Source organism: Vreelandella populi, assembly GCF_003989825.1.
Classification (GTDB): domain Bacteria; phylum Pseudomonadota; class Gammaproteobacteria; order Pseudomonadales; family Halomonadaceae; genus Vreelandella; species Vreelandella populi.
This window is the reverse complement of record NZ_RZHE01000006.1, coordinates 420,165-437,427: the sequence shown is the minus strand read 5'-3', so window position 1 is coordinate 437,427 and position 17,263 is coordinate 420,165. Positions and strand designations below refer to the sequence as shown.

The 17,263-nt window shown below is 58.2% G+C and carries 17 protein-coding genes and 3 tRNA genes; 17 read left to right on the top strand and 3 right to left on the bottom strand.

Features of this window, described 5'->3' with window-relative positions; all coding sequences use genetic code 11:
• Nucleotides 1-45 precede the first annotated feature (45 nt).
• From csrA to ELY25_RS07010, 4 genes are all read left to right on the top strand, one after another.
• On the top strand, nucleotides 46-234 hold the full coding sequence (gene csrA / locus ELY25_RS07025) for a carbon storage regulator CsrA (RefSeq protein ID WP_018918037.1): 189 nt from the start codon (nucleotides 46-48) through the stop codon (nucleotides 232-234).
• 124 nt (nucleotides 235-358) lie between these two features.
• Nucleotides 359-451, top strand: a tRNA-Ser gene (locus tag ELY25_RS07020).
• A 17-nt stretch (nucleotides 452-468) separates the two neighbouring features.
• Nucleotides 469-545 (top strand) — tRNA-Arg (locus ELY25_RS07015).
• Nucleotides 546-616: 71 nt separating this feature from the next.
• Nucleotides 617-693, top strand: a tRNA-Arg gene (locus tag ELY25_RS07010).
• Between the two features lie 147 nt (nucleotides 694-840).
• On the opposite strand, the gene ELY25_RS07005 is transcribed toward ELY25_RS07010, so the two are convergent.
• Entirely contained in the window at nucleotides 841-1,848 is a 1,008-nt protein-coding gene (locus tag ELY25_RS07005) for a tRNA dihydrouridine synthase (protein WP_236995667.1), read from the bottom strand.
• 126 nt (nucleotides 1,849-1,974) lie between these two features.
• Here ELY25_RS07005 and ELY25_RS07000 point away from each other — a divergent pair, with 126 nt between their 5' ends.
• The 3 genes from ELY25_RS07000 (at nucleotide 1,975) to ELY25_RS06990 (ending at nucleotide 5,470) form a co-directional block, all read left to right on the top strand.
• The gene (locus ELY25_RS07000; RefSeq protein ID WP_126950562.1) at nucleotides 1,975-2,232 is read left to right on the top strand and encodes an OadG family protein; all 258 of its coding nucleotides are present in this window, start codon (nucleotides 1,975-1,977) and stop codon (nucleotides 2,230-2,232) included.
• A gap of 91 nt (nucleotides 2,233-2,323) precedes the next feature.
• Nucleotides 2,324-4,135 carry a sodium-extruding oxaloacetate decarboxylase subunit alpha gene (gene oadA, locus ELY25_RS06995; RefSeq protein ID WP_126950561.1) on the top strand — a complete coding sequence of 604 codons (1,812 nt, stop codon included), beginning with the start codon at nucleotides 2,324-2,326 and terminating at the stop codon, nucleotides 4,133-4,135.
• Between the two features lie 12 nt (nucleotides 4,136-4,147).
• On the top strand, nucleotides 4,148-5,470 hold the full coding sequence (locus tag ELY25_RS06990) for a sodium ion-translocating decarboxylase subunit beta (protein ID WP_126950560.1): 1,323 nt from the start codon (nucleotides 4,148-4,150) through the stop codon (nucleotides 5,468-5,470).
• Between the two features lie 77 nt (nucleotides 5,471-5,547).
• On the opposite strand, the gene ELY25_RS06985 is transcribed toward ELY25_RS06990, so the two are convergent.
• Nucleotides 5,548-6,180, bottom strand: coding sequence for an IMPACT family protein (locus ELY25_RS06985; RefSeq protein WP_126950559.1), 633 nt, complete (start codon nucleotides 6,178-6,180; stop codon nucleotides 5,548-5,550).
• Complete coding sequence (locus ELY25_RS06980; RefSeq protein WP_126950558.1) at nucleotides 6,181-6,612, bottom strand: LexA family protein; 432 nt, start codon at nucleotides 6,610-6,612, stop codon at nucleotides 6,181-6,183.
• Nucleotides 6,613-6,882: 270 nt separating this feature from the next.
• On the opposite strand from ELY25_RS06980, the gene ccmA reads away from it, so the two are divergent.
• The 10 genes from ccmA (at nucleotide 6,883) to smc (ending at nucleotide 17,258) form a co-directional block, all read left to right on the top strand.
• Nucleotides 6,883-7,503, top strand: a complete 621-nt coding sequence (ccmA, locus tag ELY25_RS06975; RefSeq protein WP_126950557.1) for a cytochrome c biogenesis heme-transporting ATPase CcmA — start codon at nucleotides 6,883-6,885, stop codon at nucleotides 7,501-7,503.
• Nucleotides 7,504-7,512: 9 nt separating this feature from the next.
• Nucleotides 7,513-8,208 (top strand): heme exporter protein CcmB, encoded by a 696-nt coding sequence (ccmB, locus tag ELY25_RS06970; RefSeq protein WP_126950556.1) that lies wholly within the window; start codon nucleotides 7,513-7,515, stop codon nucleotides 8,206-8,208.
• 14 nt (nucleotides 8,209-8,222) lie between these two features.
• The gene (locus ELY25_RS06965) at nucleotides 8,223-8,969 is read left to right on the top strand and encodes a heme ABC transporter permease (protein ID WP_126950555.1); all 747 of its coding nucleotides are present in this window, start codon (nucleotides 8,223-8,225) and stop codon (nucleotides 8,967-8,969) included.
• Nucleotides 8,969-9,205 carry a heme exporter protein CcmD gene (gene ccmD / locus ELY25_RS06960; RefSeq protein WP_126950554.1) on the top strand — a complete coding sequence of 79 codons (237 nt, stop codon included), beginning with the start codon at nucleotides 8,969-8,971 and terminating at the stop codon, nucleotides 9,203-9,205. Before ELY25_RS06965 ends, ccmD begins: the two co-directional genes overlap by 1 nt.
• Nucleotides 9,195-9,677, top strand: a complete 483-nt coding sequence (gene ccmE / locus ELY25_RS06955; RefSeq protein WP_126950553.1) for a cytochrome c maturation protein CcmE — start codon at nucleotides 9,195-9,197, stop codon at nucleotides 9,675-9,677. The genes ccmD and ccmE overlap by 11 nt, the downstream gene beginning before the upstream one ends.
• Before the next feature lie 93 nt (nucleotides 9,678-9,770).
• Nucleotides 9,771-11,780 (top strand): heme lyase CcmF/NrfE family subunit, encoded by a 2,010-nt coding sequence (locus ELY25_RS06950; RefSeq protein WP_126950552.1) that lies wholly within the window; start codon nucleotides 9,771-9,773, stop codon nucleotides 11,778-11,780.
• Nucleotides 11,777-12,304, top strand: coding sequence for a DsbE family thiol:disulfide interchange protein (locus ELY25_RS06945; protein WP_126950551.1), 528 nt, complete (start codon nucleotides 11,777-11,779; stop codon nucleotides 12,302-12,304). The genes ELY25_RS06950 and ELY25_RS06945 overlap by 4 nt, the downstream gene beginning before the upstream one ends.
• The gene (locus ELY25_RS06940; RefSeq protein ID WP_126950550.1) at nucleotides 12,295-12,765 is read left to right on the top strand and encodes a cytochrome c-type biogenesis protein; all 471 of its coding nucleotides are present in this window, start codon (nucleotides 12,295-12,297) and stop codon (nucleotides 12,763-12,765) included. The genes ELY25_RS06945 and ELY25_RS06940 overlap by 10 nt, the downstream gene beginning before the upstream one ends.
• Nucleotides 12,762-13,727, top strand: a complete 966-nt coding sequence (gene ccmI / locus ELY25_RS06935; RefSeq protein WP_126950549.1) for a c-type cytochrome biogenesis protein CcmI — start codon at nucleotides 12,762-12,764, stop codon at nucleotides 13,725-13,727. Before ELY25_RS06940 ends, ccmI begins: the two co-directional genes overlap by 4 nt.
• 36 nt (nucleotides 13,728-13,763) lie before the next feature.
• Complete coding sequence (smc, locus tag ELY25_RS06930; RefSeq protein ID WP_126950548.1) at nucleotides 13,764-17,258, top strand: chromosome segregation protein SMC; 3,495 nt, start codon at nucleotides 13,764-13,766, stop codon at nucleotides 17,256-17,258.
• Nucleotides 17,259-17,263: the final 5 nt, after the last annotated feature.

Genomic DNA, 17,263 nt, shown 5'->3' with positions numbered 1-17,263 from the left:
GCGGACACAACCCGTTGTATAAAACGTCTGAGAAGGAGATCAGCCATGCTCATCCTAACTCGCCGTGTTGGCGAAACGCTGATGATTGGTGATGAAATCACCGTCACAGTGCTAGGTGTGAAAGGTAACCAGGTACGTATCGGCGTCAATGCGCCGAAAGATGTTGCTGTACACCGTGAAGAGATCTATCAGCGCATTCAGCGCGAACGTAATAGCGAAAGTGAAACAGAGTAAATGGCCGATTGTGTCACGCCCATTAAAGGGCGTTTAAACGGTAACGTTAAGCTGGCGCGAAAAAAATCGACACAGGGCTAGACACTAGCCGCTAAAATCGGTAACATTCGCGCCGTGCTGTTGAGGAGAGGTGGCCGAGTGGCTGAAGGCGCTCCCCTGCTAAGGGAGTATAGGGTTTATAGCCCTATCGAGGGTTCGAATCCCTCCTTCTCCGCCAGCTGCACATTAGAAGATGCGCCCGTAGCTCAGCTGGATAGAGTACCTGACTACGAATCAGGGGGTCGGAGGTTCGAATCCTCCCGGGCGCGCCATCTTCTAACCTGATGTAAGGCGATAGCCCTTGTGTACTCCATTTTCTTTAATGAGTATTTACATCTCTAAAGCGCCCGTAGCTCAGCTGGATAGAGTACCTGACTACGAATCAGGGGGTCGGAGGTTCGAATCCTCCCGGGCGCGCCAGATTCCAAACCCGTTCTCTTCTTGAGAGCGGGTTTTCTGTTTTCTAGCCTGATCGAGATGGCTCGCGTCTCGATCTTGGATCGTTTAGAGCGCCCCGCTTAGCGTGGGCGCTTTTTTTTGGCCTGTGGTTTGGCCTCCATGCTTCAATTAGAGGCTAAGGCTTTCAAGTTCAGCCAGAGGCATGTCCGCCACCAAGCTTGAAAGCAGGGTCTCAAGGTCGGTTAGGCGCTTGACCCGATGGAAGTGCTGATTGGCCTCTGCGTTGCCCTGGCGCATCTGGGCAAGCCACTGCTTTACCAGTGAAACTACAATGCGGTCGGGTAAATGCTGGCGCTGTAGATCGGCATACTCTCTAAGAACGCTGGCGCGCATTTCCCAGGTGGTTTCAGGCAACCGCTCGCCGGTTTGCTGCCAGTGACGAATGCGCGGCGCAAGCCAGGGGTCAGCCAGCGCGCTACGCCCCAGCATCACATCCCGACAGCCTGAAAGCGTGCGCGCCTTCCAGTAAGCCTCCAAAGACCATATATCCCCATTGGCGACTACCGGTATCGATACTTGCTGACGTACTCGGCCAATCCATTCCCAGTGAGCCGGAGGACGATAGCCTTCATCCCGGGTACGCCCATGTACTACTAATCGCGCAGCGCCCCCCGATTCGGTTGCCTGAGCACAAGCAACCGCCAGACGACGATCAGAAAACCCCAGGCGAATTTTAGCGGTTACCGGGATTTCTCCGCCAAGCGCTTCAGCTACGGCCTTGACCGCCTGATAGACACGCTCAGGACGGCGGAGTAGCGAGGCGCCGCCATCGTGACGATTGACCAGTTTGGCCGGACAGCCGAAATTAAGATCAACGCTTAGCGCGCCGAGCGCAAGCGCCTGGCGGGCGTTCTCGGCAAGCGCCTCAGGATCAGAGCCAAGTAGCTGTATATGCACGGGAACGCCACTTGGCGTCGCCACAGGGCGCTTGGCAAGCTCGGGGCAGTGACGGTAGAACACGCGGGGTGGTAAGCGCGTATCCACCACGCGGACAAACTCGGTAACAGTCCAGTCGAATCCTGCCTGACGCGTCAACAGCTCACGAGTGAGCGCATCGATGACGCCTTCCATCGGGGCAAGGCCAATCTTTCCGTTTTGTAGTAAATTAACAACCATGACTTCCACTATGGCGCGATTGCAAACTATGCTAGGTGTGGCAGGTTAGTGTATTACTTTCATTACGCCAAGGAGCTTTTATCGTCCTTAGGGGCTTGATGAGCGCCTAACAACAGGAGGGGAGTTATGCAGGATTCGGAGCTGCTCCAGGAGGGCCTGGCCATTATGGGGCTGGGTATGGGGTTTGTTTTTGTTTTTCTTACAGTTTTAGTGGTTAGTGTTACGTTGATGTCAAAATTGGTTGGGCGTTTTCAGCCGTTGTCGGCACCGGCCTCGCCAGGTTCTCAAGGCGTGCGTGCACCAGTGCATGCGGATAACGACGCCGAGATTCAGGCGGTCATCAGTGCTGCGGTGCATCGTTATCGTTCTTCGCCACCAAATTAAACGACCCGCACTTTGTTGACTACGACATTCAAATCGGCTTTTTTTGTTAGTTTTACTACATATCTATAATTTCAACGTGTGAGCTATCGCCATGAACGAGACAAAACGCCCGCTGGGAATTACCGATGTTGTGCTGCGCGACGCCCATCAGTCGCTGTTTGCCACTCGCCTGCGCCTTGAAGACATGCTGCCTATCGCCGAAAAGCTGGATCGCGTCGGCTACTGGTCGCTTGAAACCTGGGGCGGCGCCACCTTCGATGCGTGCATTCGCTACCTGGGCGAAGACCCTTGGGAGCGTATTCGGGCTCTGAAAGAAGCCATGCCCAATACGCCGCAAGCCATGCTGCTGCGCGGCCAGAACCTGCTGGGCTATCGGCACTACGCCGATGATGTGGTCGACAAGTTTGTCGAGCGGGCCAAGTATAACGGTGTCGACGTGTTCCGTGTGTTTGATGCCATGAACGACCCGCGCAATTTAGAGCGCGCTATCAAGGCGGTGCGTCAGGTAGGCGGCCACGCTCAGGGCACCATTTCCTATACGGTAAGTCCGGTCCATACCCTGGATAGCTGGGTCGACCTTGCCTCAACCATTGCGGCAATGGGTGCAGACTCGCTGGCTATCAAGGATATGGCGGGGCTTTTGACGCCGTATACAGCGTTTGAGCTGGTAACCCGTCTGAAGAAAAACTTATCTATTCCCGTTCACCTGCACTGTCACGCCACCACCGGACTATCTACCTCCACCATACTTAAAGCGGTAGAAGCCGGCATCGATAACGTGGATACGGCCATTTCCTCCATGTCCATGACCTATGGCCATAGTCCGACTGAGTCCGTTGTGGCGATGCTTAAAGATACCGACCGCGATACCGGATTGGATCTTGAACTACTCGAAGACATCGCCAGCTACTTCCGCGAAGTGCGCAAGAAATATGCCGCCTTTGAAGGCTCGCTGCGCGGTATCGACTCGCGCATTCTAGTAGCACAGGTGCCGGGCGGCATGCTTACTAACATGGAAGGCCAGCTCAAGGAGCAGGGCGCGGGTGACAAGCTGGACGACGTGCTGGAAGAAATCCCCCGCGTGCGCGAGGACTTGGGCTTTATTCCGCTGGTCACGCCTACCTCGCAAATCGTCGGTACCCAGGCGGTCATGAACGTGATGATGGGTGAGCGCTACAAGTCGATCTCCAAGGAAGTGCAGGCGCTTCTGAAAGGCGAGTACGGCGCAGCCCCCGCGCCGTTCAACAAGGAGCTTCAGGCGCGCGTGCTGGAAGGCGGTGAACCGATCACCTGCCGCCCAGCGGATAACCTTCAGCCGGAAATGCAGCGCCTCGCAGCGGAACTTAAAGAGAAGGCCGGTGCGGAAAAAATACGCATGGCCGAAGGCGAACGCGAGCTGGACGACGTATTGACCTACGCCCTGTTCCCTCAGATTGGCCTCAAGTTTCTCAAGAACCGCGACAACCCCGATGCCTTTGAGCCCGCCCCCCAGGCTGCCGGCAGCGAAATGGCCAAGGTGCCGAGTACGATCAAGGCTAGTACCCCGGCGCCCGCCCGTGGCCCGGAAACCTATACCGTCAAGCTCAATGGCAAGGCATTTGTCGTTGAAGTGTCTGAAGGCGGGGATATCGGCCAGGTTCAAGAAACCACGAGCGCCTCGTCTGTGCCTTCACCGGCACCTGTTGCGAGCAGCGGCGAGAGCATTGCCGCGCCGCTTGCCGGCAATATCTTCAAAGTGAACGTGCGCCCGGGCGATCAGGTCGCCGAAGGGGATGTAGTGATCATCCTTGAAGCGATGAAAATGGAAACCGAAATTCGTGCCAGCAGCGCCGGTACGGTCTCGAAAGTTAACGTTAGCGAAGGCGACAGCGTAGCTGTTGGTGACGCACTGATTGAGCTTTAAGGGCACCCGGGCATGGAAAAACTAATCACCTTATGGGAAGGCTCGGGGCTTTATAACCTCGAGCTTGGCCAGGCGGTCATGATCGTGGTGGGGTTATTGCTACTCTACCTGGCGATTCACAAGAAGTTTGAGCCGCTCTTGCTGGTGCCTATCGGCTTTGGCGGGATTCTGGCCAATATCCCAGAAGCGGGGCTTGCCATCTCGGCGTTGGACCAGGCCATTGAAGTGGCAAGGCCGGCAGTGCTGCAACAGATAAGTGCCGCGCTTGGCACCACCCTTGACCCGCTTGCTGGCGTAGAAAATTGGCGCGAGACGTTGAAGCTGCTGGCTCATGGTGACGTAGCGCCGGATCAGCTGCGCGCCGCCAGAGATATCGCGATGAGCGTCGGCTACAGCGACGGCATGTTGTATAACTTCTATCGGGTGGCCATCGCATCAGGCATTGCACCGCTGCTGATCTTTATGGGCGTGGGTGCGATGACCGATTTTGGCCCGCTTCTGGCAAACCCGCGCACGCTGTTTCTGGGGGCGGCCGCCCAGTTTGGGATCTTCGCCACGCTGTTTGGCGCCGTGCTCTTAACCTCGATGGGCGTAATGGATTTCTCGCTCAACCAGGCGGCGGCCATCGGCATCATTGGCGGGGCTGACGGGCCGACCTCGATCTACGTCTCGAGCGTCCTTGCGCCTGAACTGCTTGGCGCGATCGCGGTGGCCGCCTATGCCTATATGGCGCTGGTGCCGTTGATCCAACCGCCTATCATGCGTCTTCTCACTACTGAGAAAGAGCGCCAGATCACCATGACGCAGCTGCGCCCGGTATCCAAGCTGGAAAAGATCGTTTTTCCGCTGATGCTGCTGATTCTGGTAGCACTGTTTCTGCCCGATGCGGCACCGCTTTTAGGCATGTTCTGCTTTGGTAATTTGATGCGCGAATGTGGCGTCGTCGAGCGGCTTTCCGATACGGCTCAGAATGCGCTGATCAATATCGTGACCATCATCTTAGGGCTTTCGGTGGGATCAAAGCTGATGGCCGACAGTTTCCTCTCGGTGCAAACCCTGGGCATTCTAGGCTTGGGTATCATCGCCTTCGGAATTGGTACGGCGGCGGGTGTGTTAATGGCCAAGCTGATGAACCTGATGAGCCGTATGCCGATTAACCCGCTGATTGGCGCGGCCGGCGTATCCGCCGTGCCCATGGCTGCACGGGTAGCCAATAAGGTCGGGCTTGAAGCGAATCCACATAACTTCCTGTTGATGCATGCCATGGGCCCGAATGTGGCGGGAGTGATCGGCTCTGCCGTGGCCGCTGGGGTCATGATTAAATATCTGGGATAAACCCTGAGAATAGGTGGGCGCAGCAGTAATGCCCAATACACGGCTTACGGGTTACTCCGTAAGCCGTTTTTTATGGCTCAGGAAGCGGGTATATTTACCAGGCTAACGTCCAGAGTGCATTTTAAGCGGTTTTCCAGCGGGGAAATATCAAACACCTGATCGCGAGGCCAGCCAATGGTCAGCTGCGCGCCGTTACCGTCGTAATCGACCTGTTCAACGGGAATGGACTGCTCACTGCACCAAGTGCGGGCAATGGCTTCATTAGCAAACGACAACCGCAGATGATAAGCATCGCGCTCGATCACTTCACGGGTAGGCAGGCTTTCCAGCGCATGGCTGACCGCATGGGCATAAGCGCGCGCCAAGCCACCGGTACCCAGTTTGGTGCCACCAAAGTAGCGAATCACCACACCGCCGATTTCACCCAGTTGGCTGCCCTGCAGTACCTGATACATGGGGCGCCCCGCCGTGCCGCCAGGCTCGCCGTCATCAGAGAAGCCAATGCGCGTCTGCTCGCCAGGAGGGCCGGCTATATAAGCCGTGCAGTGATGGCTGGCGTTGGGGTGAGTAGCCCTGGCCGCCTCAAGCAGCGCGCTAAAGGCGTCAATGTCCGGCGCGTGGCATAGCCAGGTAATAAACTGGCTCTTTTCGACTTCGATGTCCGTAACCTGCCACTGCGCGGCAGGTAAATCAGGTACTCGGTAACGCAATCAGTGCTCCAGAGGCCCATGGGCAGCGCTGTCAGCCACTGAGTCGTGCTGAGCCACACCCATGACCATTCCCAATACTTGAATATCACGGTTATGTAAAAAAAGATCCGGCGCGTGGACATCGGCAGGCCATAGATGCACCCCAAAGCGATTGATCGACAGGTGTTTCAAGGCGATTTCCTGTTGATTGATCTGTGCCACGGCGGTCTCTTCATGCGCATCGTGCTGAAAACGACGAATAATAATGACATCTCCATCAAACAGGTTGCAATCGCGCATGCGGTTGCCGCGTATCTTGAGCGCATAGGTGTTATGCCTCGTCATGCGCGGCGCCGTGAAGGAGTGGGCAGACTGAATGCTTTTGGCAGAGCAGGGGGATCCTGCCAGGGCTACACGGCAGGCATGGGTTGGTGCTGACATCGACATATTCATAGGGGATTCTCCAATGCAGCGCCCGTTCCCTAGGCATGTAATCGTGGTAGTTCAGTATGCTTTTTAATATGGTTTTTCATACAGTGGTTTTAGTATACAGCTGTTTTTGCATACAGTGTTAGTGTTGTTTTTAGTCTGCCATCGTGGGTAATACGTCATGTTGCTATATTTAGCATGCTAATTTTATGGCTGGAACAATCCTCACTGGCTGGCGGTAAAGTGGCTTTCCGTGTAGAGTTTTGCCCATTATCAATACGCTGGGAGAGACACTTGAGCCTGTGCCTGCAAGCACGACAGCTAGCCTGCGAGCGCGACGGGCGCTGGTTATTTGAAGGGCTCGATCTGGATATTCGCAGCGGTGAAATCGTTCGAATTGAAGGCCCCAACGGCAGTGGAAAAACCACATTGCTAAAGCTTCTGGCTGGCCAGCTGGGTGATTACCACGGCGAGCTTTATTGGAACGGCGAGCGACTGGCTAAAGTGCGCGAACACTTTCTTGCCAACCTGCTTTATCTGGGCCACTCGCCAGGCGTCAAGGCGGGGCTCACCCCGCTTGAGAACCTTGCCTGGTACCAGGCGCTTAATGGCGATAAAGGCGACGAGGAACAGCGCCTGCGCGCGCTTTTGCACGTGGGGCTAGGCGGCTTTGAAGACGTGCTGGCTGGGCAGCTGTCCGCCGGGCAGCAGCGCCGGGTGGCTTTAGCCCGGTTAACGCTTACGCGTCGCGCGCTCTGGGTGCTGGATGAACCGTTTACCGCTATTGACCGCCAGGGGGTAGACGCGCTTGAAAAGCAGCTGGCCGCCCACGCTCAGACTGGGGGAAGCGTTCTGCTGACAACGCATCATGCCCTGGCCGTTTCACCCGCCGTTCGCAGCGTCCAACTGGGGTAGGAGAGGATAATGCTTGATACCCCACAAGGCGGACTTTGGGTTGCCTTCAAGGCCACGCTTAAACGCGATGTCACCCTGATGTTCAGGCGGCGTGGCGAGTTGCTCAATCCGCTGGTATTTTTTGCTCTGGTGGTAACCCTGTTTCCTATCGGTATTTCACCCGACCCAGCGGTACTGTCGCTCATCGCGCCGGGGCTTTTGTGGGTCGCCGCGCTTTTAGCCGCACTGCTGTCTCTGGATAGCCTTTTTCGCACCGACTATGACGATGGCAGTCTGGAGCAGCTCTTGTTGACGCCCCAGCCATTGGCTGTCCTTGGGTTGGCAAAGGTGGCCGCCCATTGGTTGTTCACCGGACTGCCGCTCGCTATCGTGGCGCCACTTTTAGGTATCATGCTGGCGCTTCCGGCAGGAAGTTACGCAGTGTTGTCGCTTTCACTGGCGATAGGTAGCGCTAGCCTGAGTTTGATTGGTGCCATTGGTGCCGCCCTCACGGTGGGTATTGCCCGGGGTGGTGTACTGCTATCGCTATTGATACTACCGCTTTATATTCCGGTGCTTATTTTTGGGGTAGGGGCAGTGCAGGCCGCGATTAACGGTGATGGCATTGCCGCGCACCTGGCCATGTTGGGAGCCTTACTCGCCGCTTCTCTGCTATTGGCGCCCTGGGCGATTGCCGCTTCGCTACGTATCAGCATTAACGGTTGAGGACAGAACACGTCATGTGGACCTTTATCCATAAGTGGGGCTCACCCAAATGGTTCTATGCAATGAGCGCAAGGGTGCAGCCTTGGTGCTGGGCAGTCTCCCTGCTACTCATTGCGACCGGTACGGTATGGGGATTGGCCTTCGCACCCACCGAGGTGAACCAAGGGCAGGGCGACAGCTTCAGAATCATTTATGTCCACGTGCCCGCCGCCTTTCTTGCCCAGTCGGTGTTTGTTTCGATGGCGGCAGCGAGCCTCGTCTTCATGGTATGGAAGATCAAGGTGGCAGATATGGCGGCGACGGTCATGGCGCCGTTTGGAGCGGTGATGACGTTTGTGGCCCTATTTTCCGGGGCGGTGTGGGGTGTGCCCACCTGGGGTACCTGGTGGATGTGGGATGCCAGGCTGACCTCCATGCTGATTCTGCTGTTTCTGTTTCTCGGCGTTATTGCTCTGCGCGGCGCCTTTGCCAGCCGCGATAGCGGCTCAAAAGCGGCCTCGGTGCTGGCCATGGTAGGGGTGATCAATATTCCGATTATCAAGTACTCGGTCGACTGGTGGTTTACCCTCCACCAGCCAGCGACCTTTACGCTGACCTCACGCCCCGCCATGCCCACGGAAATGTGGCTGCCGTTGCTGGTCATGGTGTTGGGGTTTTACGGCTTTTTTATTGCGCTGACACTGATGCGCACGCGTAATGAAATCCTGCGCCGGGAAATGAACAAGCGCTGGGTGATAGATCTGATCAGGGAGGCGCGCTAATGGCGTTTTCTTCGTTTGCCGCGTTCTTGGCCATGGGCGGGCACGGGCCTTACGTCTGGGCGGCCTGGGGCGTTACGGCACTTTTGATGATCGCCTGTGTGTGGCATGCCCGCATTGAGCGCCGCCTGCTGATACGCTCTTTAACACGCCGCACCCGTCGTGAAAAAATGCGCCCGCCCCAGAGTGGCAAGACAGCGCCGAACTCACTTCAAGCGAGCCAAGCTGATGACACCTAAACGCCGCCAAAAGCTGCTGATCATTCTGGGCTGCCTGATGCTGACCGCCTTGGCCGTAGGCCTGACGCTGTATGCCCTGCGCGCCAACATCAACCTGTTCTTCAGTCCGGTACAGATTGCCCAGGGCGATGCGCCTGTCGAGCGCACTATTCGGGCAGGGGGCATGGTGAAAGAGGGGTCGGTTATTCGCGACCCGCAAAGCCTGGATGTCGAATTTCAGATTACCGACTATGTGGACGAGCTTGGCGTGGCCTACAGCGGCATACTGCCAGATCTTTTCCGTGAGGGGCAGGGTGTGGTGGTGATAGGCAAACTCCAGAACGATGGCCGGTTCGTGGCCGACAAGGTGCTTGCCCGCCATGATGAAAACTATATGCCGCCTGAAGTGGCACAAGCGCTTGAAGAAGCTGGCTACTCGGCTGCTGACTATCAGGCCAAGGCGGCTGAAGTAGGGCAGCGCCTTGAGCAGTAGCTGTCGCTTGAAGAGCGTTACGAGAATTTACCGGTTTAACATGGCTTGCTTGGGGGCCGTGTGCCCTGTTGTCAGTGCCAGGTTGGAGTGCAGATGTTAGTTAAAATTATTCCGGAACTTGGCCATTTCGCGCTGATTATCGCCTTGCTGATGGCGGTGGTGCAGACGATTATGCCGCTGGCCGGTGTCGCTACGCGAAGGCCGCTATGGATGGCCTACGGCCACCCCATGGCGGTTGGTCAGTTTCTGTTTATTGCGATTGCCTATCTATGTTTGACCACAAGCTACGCGCTGGATGATTTCAGCGTGGCGAACGTGGCCAATAATTCCAATTCAATGCTGCCCTGGTACTACAAGCTGAGCGCGGTATGGGGCAACCACGAAGGCTCGGTGCTGCTGTGGAGCCTGATGCTGGCAGGCTGGGGCTATGCGGCCTCGCGCTTCTCAAACAGTTTGCCGAGGAACATGCTGGCCCGGGTGCAGGGTATCATGGGCTTTATCAGCGTGGGCTTTCTGCTGTTTATTCTGCTCACCTCCAACCCGTTCACGCGGCTGCTGCCCAACGTGCCCCAGGATGGCGCGGACCTTAACCCGCTGCTTCAGGATATTGGGCTGATTGTGCACCCGCCCATGCTGTATATGGGCTATGTCGGGTTCTCGGTGGTGTTTGCCTTCGCCATAGCGGCCTTGCTGGGCGGGCGCCTGGATGCCGCCTGGACTCGCTGGGCGCGCCCCTGGACCAATATCGCCTGGGCCTTTTTAACCGTGGGGATTGCGCTGGGCAGCTGGTGGGCCTATTACGAGCTTGGCTGGGGCGGCTGGTGGTTCTGGGACCCGGTGGAAAACGCTTCGCTCCTGCCCTGGCTGACCGGTACGGCGTTGATCCACTCGCTGGCCGTCACCGAGAAACGCGGCTCGTTTAAAAGCTGGACCGTGCTGCTGGCCATCTTCACCTTTTCGCTTTCGCTGATGGGGACTTTTCTGGTGCGCTCGGGCGTGCTTACCTCGGTACACGCGTTTGCCAATGACCCTTCGCGCGGGCTTTTTATCCTGGTGCTGTTGGCCATCACCGTCACGCTGTCGCTGGGAATATTTGCCCTGCGTGCACCGAGGGTAAGCCACCACGTCAGTTTCAGCTGGCTCTCCCGGGATGCGTTGCTGCTGGTCAACAACATCCTGCTGGTCATCATGACCGTAACCATTTTGCTGGGTACGCTTTATCCGCTGATTCTCGACTCGCTCGGGCTTGGCAAAATCAGCGTGGGCCCACCGTACTTCAACGCTCTGTTCGTGCCGCTGACTGTGGTCATGTGCATCTTTATGGGTCTTGGGCCGGTGGCACGTTGGAAGCGCATGGCGTCTCGTGAACTGGTAGGCAAACTGTGGCTTGCCGGTGGCGCGGCGCTGGTACTTGGTATGGTGTTACCGCTTATCTATCGGGGGGAGTGGAACCTGTGGGCCTCGCTTGGCATCGTGGCCGCACTTTGGATTGTGCTGCCCATGGTGCGCGACCTTGTTGATAAAACCCGCCATGGCACGACGCGGTTAGCGGGCCTTCGCAAGCTGTCGCTGGCTTACTGGGGCATGGTGCTTGGGCATCTGGGTATTGCCGTGACGATTATTGGCGTTGCGGTGGTGTCCAACTACGCCAGCGAGCGCACGGTGCGCATGGCGCCGGGCACAACGGTTGAGATGGCGGGCTACCGGTTCACCATGAATGAGCTTGTCAGTCGCCGTGGGGCCAACTTTATAGCCGATACGGCAGTGCTTGAGGTGCACAACATCGATTCAGGCCGCCATTTTCAGATGCGTCCGGAAAAGCGCTTTTATCTCGCCACCGGCATGCCCATGACCCAGGTGGCGCTGCGCCCTGGCCTGTTTCGGGATCTTTATGTCGCCATGGGTGAAGACCTGAACGACGGCAGCTGGGCCATGCGTATTCAGTACAAGCCTTTTGTACGCTGGCTCTGGCTGGGTGGTTTGTTGATGGCGTTGGGTGGCGTACTAGCGGTTATCGACAAACGCTACCGGCGGACCCAGGCGGTAAGCCATGTCCAGCTGGCCAGCCGCCAGCACATCGACGAACAGGAGGTTACCCCATGAACCGCCGATGGCTGCTGTTACTCCTGCCGGTAGGCTTTTTGATGGTAGCGCTGTTTTTCTACCAGCGCCTGCAGCATGACCCATCAGCGCGGGACTCCGCGCTGATGGCGCGGGAGTTCCCGGCGTTCGAGGCGACCACCCTGCGTGATGCGAACCGCCATGTCGACCAGACGCTACTACAAGGTGAAGTTACACTGGTCAACGTGTGGGGCGAATGGTGCCCGGCCTGCAAACAGGAGATGCCCCAACTGCTCGAGCTTGCCGACCGCGGCATTCGCATGGTGGGGGTGAACTACCGCGATACCCGCGAGAAAGGCATGAGCTTTCTCAACGAGTATGGTGATCCTTTTGCCGTCAATATCTTCGACCCTGAAGGAAGCCTAGGTTTTGATCTGGGGGTGTATGGCGCGCCGGAAACGTTTCTGATCGATGACGATGGCATTATCCGCTATCACCACAAGGGTTATATTTCACCTGACGATGTGACGGAGCGCATTTTGCCGGAGGTGGCCAAATGGCGATAATCCGCACCCTTGCCGTGGCTATCTTGCTCACCCTGACGCTCAGCGCAGTGGCCGGTGGGATCGAGATCCGCGAATTCGACGACCCGGTGCTGGCGCAGCGCTACGCCGACCTGACGGCGTCCATGCGCTGCCCGCTGTGTGAAAACCAGGCAATTGGCGACTCCGATGCGCCTATCTCCGCGGATATGCGTGAGCGTGTGTATTTGCTGCTTCGAGAAGGCCGGGCCGATAGCGAAATTGTTGATCATATGGTGGCGCGTTTTGGCGACTATATCCTCTATAACCCGCGCCTGGAGCGCCGCACGTACCTGCTATGGGGTCTACCCATCGGCTTGGGTGTTGTTGGCTGCTTGATCGTCATGCTGATCGTTCGTGCCCGTCGCAACGCCTCCGCCAAGGCCTTGAACGCTGATGAGCGCGCCCGCCTTGATGCCCTGCTTGAACGCCGGAGGTCACCATGACGTTTTTATGGATTGCCGTGGCGCTGCTCATGCTGCCCGCGATTGCCTGCCTACTGGCGCCGCTGCGCTCGGCACGCACGCTTTATAACCAGCAGCAGGCCTTTGAGGCAAGCGACGATGCCACCGAGCAGAACGTGGCAATTTTCAAGCGCCGCCTGGCTTCGCTGAACGCCGCCTTTGAGCGGGATGATATCGACGCCGAGCAGCGGGCCGAAGGGCAGCTGGAGCTTGAGCGCAGCCTTTTGGAAGATACCGCTACACATGCCGTGCGCCCGCTGAAGTCACCCCGTGCCGGGCGGCTGGCCGTGCCGCTCATTGCGCTAGGCGTGACCGCGATCAGCCTGTTCTGGTACATGGAAGAAGGGGCGGAAGGTGACCTTGCCCTATATGGTGTCCAGCAGGCGTTGCTTGAGGACGCGACCGCCACGGCCGCGACCTATATAGCCCGTATCGAGGAGCAGGCGGTACTGCAGCCGGATAACCCCAACGTATGGGCCATGCTGTTTCCGCTCTACCGAGATACCGGCCATGAGGCTAAGGCCGTCAATGCTCTTGAACGTTTGATCGCCCTTGAAGGACGCCTGCCTGAACTGTTGGCTCAGCTTGCCCAGATCCGCTTTTTCATGGCCGGCCGTGAACTCACCAGAGGCGTGCAAGACCTGGTGGATGAAACCCTGGCACAAGATCCACGCCAGCCAACGGTGTTAGGCTTGCTCGGCATTCACGCCTTTGACACCGGCGACTATGAAGCCGCTATTGACTACTGGCGGCGGGCGTTGGCCACCATCAATGATACCTCCATGGCTGAGTCGTTGCGCGAAGGTATTCGCGCGGCCCAGGAGCGCCTGAATGCGCCAGCCGAATTGCCCGACGGGCTTGCCGCCCCTTTAAATGAAGAAAGCCGTGAAAACCGCGCTGAAGATAATGCCACCGAGGTTGTGAGTGATCGTGTATCTGAATAATGCCCCTGTTCTGAACCACCGCCACGCAGGTTCGGCATGCGTTTAACGTCTATTCGCCTGGTGGGGTTCAAGTCGTTTGTCGATCCGGTCACAGTACCTTTTGATGGCAACATGACGGCCATTGTCGGCCCCAATGGCTGTGGCAAATCCAATATTATCGATGCCGTGCGCTGGGTGATGGGTGAATCGTCCGCCAAAACCCTGCGCGGTGAATCCATGGCGGATGTCATCTTCAACGGCTCTACCGGTCGCAAACCGGTGGGCCAGGCGTCTATTGAACTCAAGTTCGACAATCGCGACGGCACCATGGGCGGCGTGTACGCCCAATACGCGGAAATTGTGGTCAAGCGGTTGGTTACCCGTGACGGCCAGTCCAACTATTTCTTCAATGGCCAGAAGTGCCGGCGGCGGGATATCGCTGATCTTTTCATGGGCACCGGCCTTGGGCCACGCTCTTACGCGATTATCGGCCAGGGCATGATTTCGCGCCTGATTGAAGCCCGCCCGGATGATCTGCGTTCAACGCTTGAAGAGGCGGCAGGCATTTCCAAGTACAAGGAGCGCCGCAGGGAAACCGAGAACCGCATGCGCCGCACCCAAGAGAACCTGGAGCGCCTGGATGACATTCGCGAAGAGCTGGATAAACAGCTCGAGCGCTTGAAGCGTCAGGCCGAGGCGGCCAAGCGTTACCAGGAGTTAAAACAGCAGGAATACCGTCTGAAAGGCGAGCTGGCCCTGCTGCGCGGGCGCACTCTGCGTGCTGAACAGTCGCTCCAGGAGAGCCGGGTTCGCGAGCTGGAAATTTCGGTTGAAAAAGATGTCTTTGGCGTACGCCAGTGCGAAACCCGCCTGGAGCAGGCCCGCGAGCAGCATGACGAGCTTGCCGAAGTACTTGAGCGCCACCAGCAGCAATTTTTCGAGACCACCACGCGGATTGCAAGGCTCGAGCAGGACCAGGCCCATCGCAAGAGCCGAGATGCCCAGCTGGCCGCCGATATTGCCACCGCTCGGCGCGAGCTTGACGAGCAGCGCCGGGTCAGCGAAGGCGATCGCGAGCGGCTTGCCGCCATTGAGGAGCGCTTTGAGGACCTGTTACCCGAACACGAAGCGTTGGAAGAGCAGTTGGAAGCCCTGGAACAGGCGCTGGCCGATGCCACACCTGCCATGGAAGCCGCCGAGCAGCAGTGGACCGAGGCGGAAAACCGCTGGCGAGACTCAAGTCGCGAAGCCGAGCGCAGCCAAGATCAGCTGCGCGATCTGGAGCAGCGCATCCAGCGCCTGCAGGCAGAAGGCCAGCGGCGACGTCAGCAGCGCGGCGACCTGGCGGATCTGAGCGCACTACGTGAAGAGCACCAGCACTACCAGGCACAGCTTGAGGAGGCCGAAGAGCGTTCCGAGGCCTTCACCCAAACCCGTGAGCAGTGGCAGCAGCAGTACAGCGATGCCAAAAATGTCTATCAGCAGGCCACGCGCACCCGCGATGACAAGCGCGCTAGTTTGAGCCAGCGCCAAGGCGAACTGGCCTCGCTTCAAGCATTGATTGATGCAGCGCTTACCGACCACGATCCGGATATAGAAGCAGCCCTTGCAACCCACGGGCTGAGTAATGCCCCGCGCCTGGGTGAAACGCTTAGCGTCGCGCCCGGTTGGGAAACGGTCATTTCCTGGCTGCTGGCGCCCTGGCTGAATGCGCGCCTGATGGCAAGCCACAAGCTTGCCGCACTGCCGGAAGCCCTGGCGACCGACTGGTGTCTGATCGATCAGAAAGCGCCCGTCGTATCAACCAGCGGCCAGCGCCTGGATTCACTGGTAAATGGCGCAGGCGCCTTGGGTGAGTGGTTAGCAAGTATTCACTACGTGGATTCCGGCGCGGAAGCCGAGCGGCTTGTGCCGAGCCTTCTGCCTGGGGAAAGCGTCGTCAGTCGGGATGGCGTCTGGCGAGGGCGCGGCTGGCTGCATCAGCAGGCCAATGGCCAAGGTGTCGATGGGCTACTGCTGACCCGCCGCCGGTTTAACGAGCTTGACGCCCAGCGCGAGCAGGATGAACAGACCCTGGCCCTGGCCGAAGAGCAGTGCGAAATGGCCAGCGAAGCAATTGAGGCGCTGGAACTTGCCCGCGAGCAGCAGGCTGAACAGGAGCGCGCCCACGCGGCCAGCCTTCAACAGCTGGCGATCAAGGAGCGCAGCGCCGCCCAGAAGCTGGAGCATCTTGAAAGCCGGGCCTCCGAGCTAGATGACGAGCTTAACCAGCTGCAAGAGGATGAGGCGGAGTTAACACTTACTTTGGAAGAGCAGCGTGCCCGCTGGCACATCGCCATGGAAACGCTGGAAGCGGCTTCAGAGACACGAGAAGTTGCCACTGAGCTGCGCGGCCGCCAGCGTGAACAGCGTGAACAGTTGACCCGCGAGCATGCCCCGTTAAAGACCCAGCAGCAGACCCTGGCGCTGGAGCGCGAGCGCTTAACCGTCGAGCGCGATAGCCTGCGCTCCCAGCAGTCACGCTCAAGTGATAGCGAAGAGCGCCTGACGTTACGCATCGCCGAACTGGAAGAAGCCCGGGAAACGTTACTTGAACCAGATGAAATGGCGGGTGAAGAGCTTGAAGAGTTGCTGCACCAGCGCGAGCAGCAGGAGCGCAGGCTTAACGACATCCGCCAGCAGGCGCAGTCGCTAGCCGAGCAATTGCGCAACGACGAACTGGCCCGCCAGCAGCACGAGCGTAACCTTGAACAAAGCCGCGAGCAGCTTCAACAGCGGCGCATGGACGTTCAGGCGCTGGCCCTGAAAGCGGCGACCCAGGATGAGCATCTTGCCGAACTGGGCCACGACGCCGAGGCCCTGGCCGAGACCCTGCCAAGCGATGCCGGCGAGCAAGCTTGGCAGGAGAAACTGGAAAGCACGGGCGAGAAGATCCGCCGCCTGGGGGCAATCAACCTTGCAGCTATCGAGGAGTACGACCAGCAGGCCGAACGGCGCAACTACCTGGAAGCCCAGCACGCCGAGCTGGTTGAGGCGCTGGAAACCCTTGAACGGGCCATTAAGCGGATCGACCAGGAAACGCGGGTGCGTTTCCGGGAAACCTTTGATCAGGTGAATAGTGGCTTGCAGGAACTCTTTCCCCGCGTGTTTGGCGGTGGTGCTGCCTGGCTGACGCTGACCGGCGATGATTTGCTTGAAACCGGCGTTGCCATCATGGCGCGCCCGCCGGGCAAGAAAAACAGCACGATTCATCTGCTTTCCGGTGGGGAAAAAGCGCTCACCGCGCTTTCATTGGTGTTCTCCATCTTCCAGCTCAACCCCGCGCCGTTCTGTATGCTTGATGAGGTCGACGCGCCGCTGGATGACGCCAACGTGGGCCGCTACGCCAAGCTCGTCAAAGAGATGTCGGAAAACGTCCAGTTCATCTATATCACCCACAACAAGATCGCCATGGAAGCCGCCGAGCGCCTGATGGGGGTGACCATGCAGGAACCCGGCGTTTCGCGTCTGGTATCGGTGGGTATCGATGAAGCCGCGGCGCTGGTGGATTAGGCTAA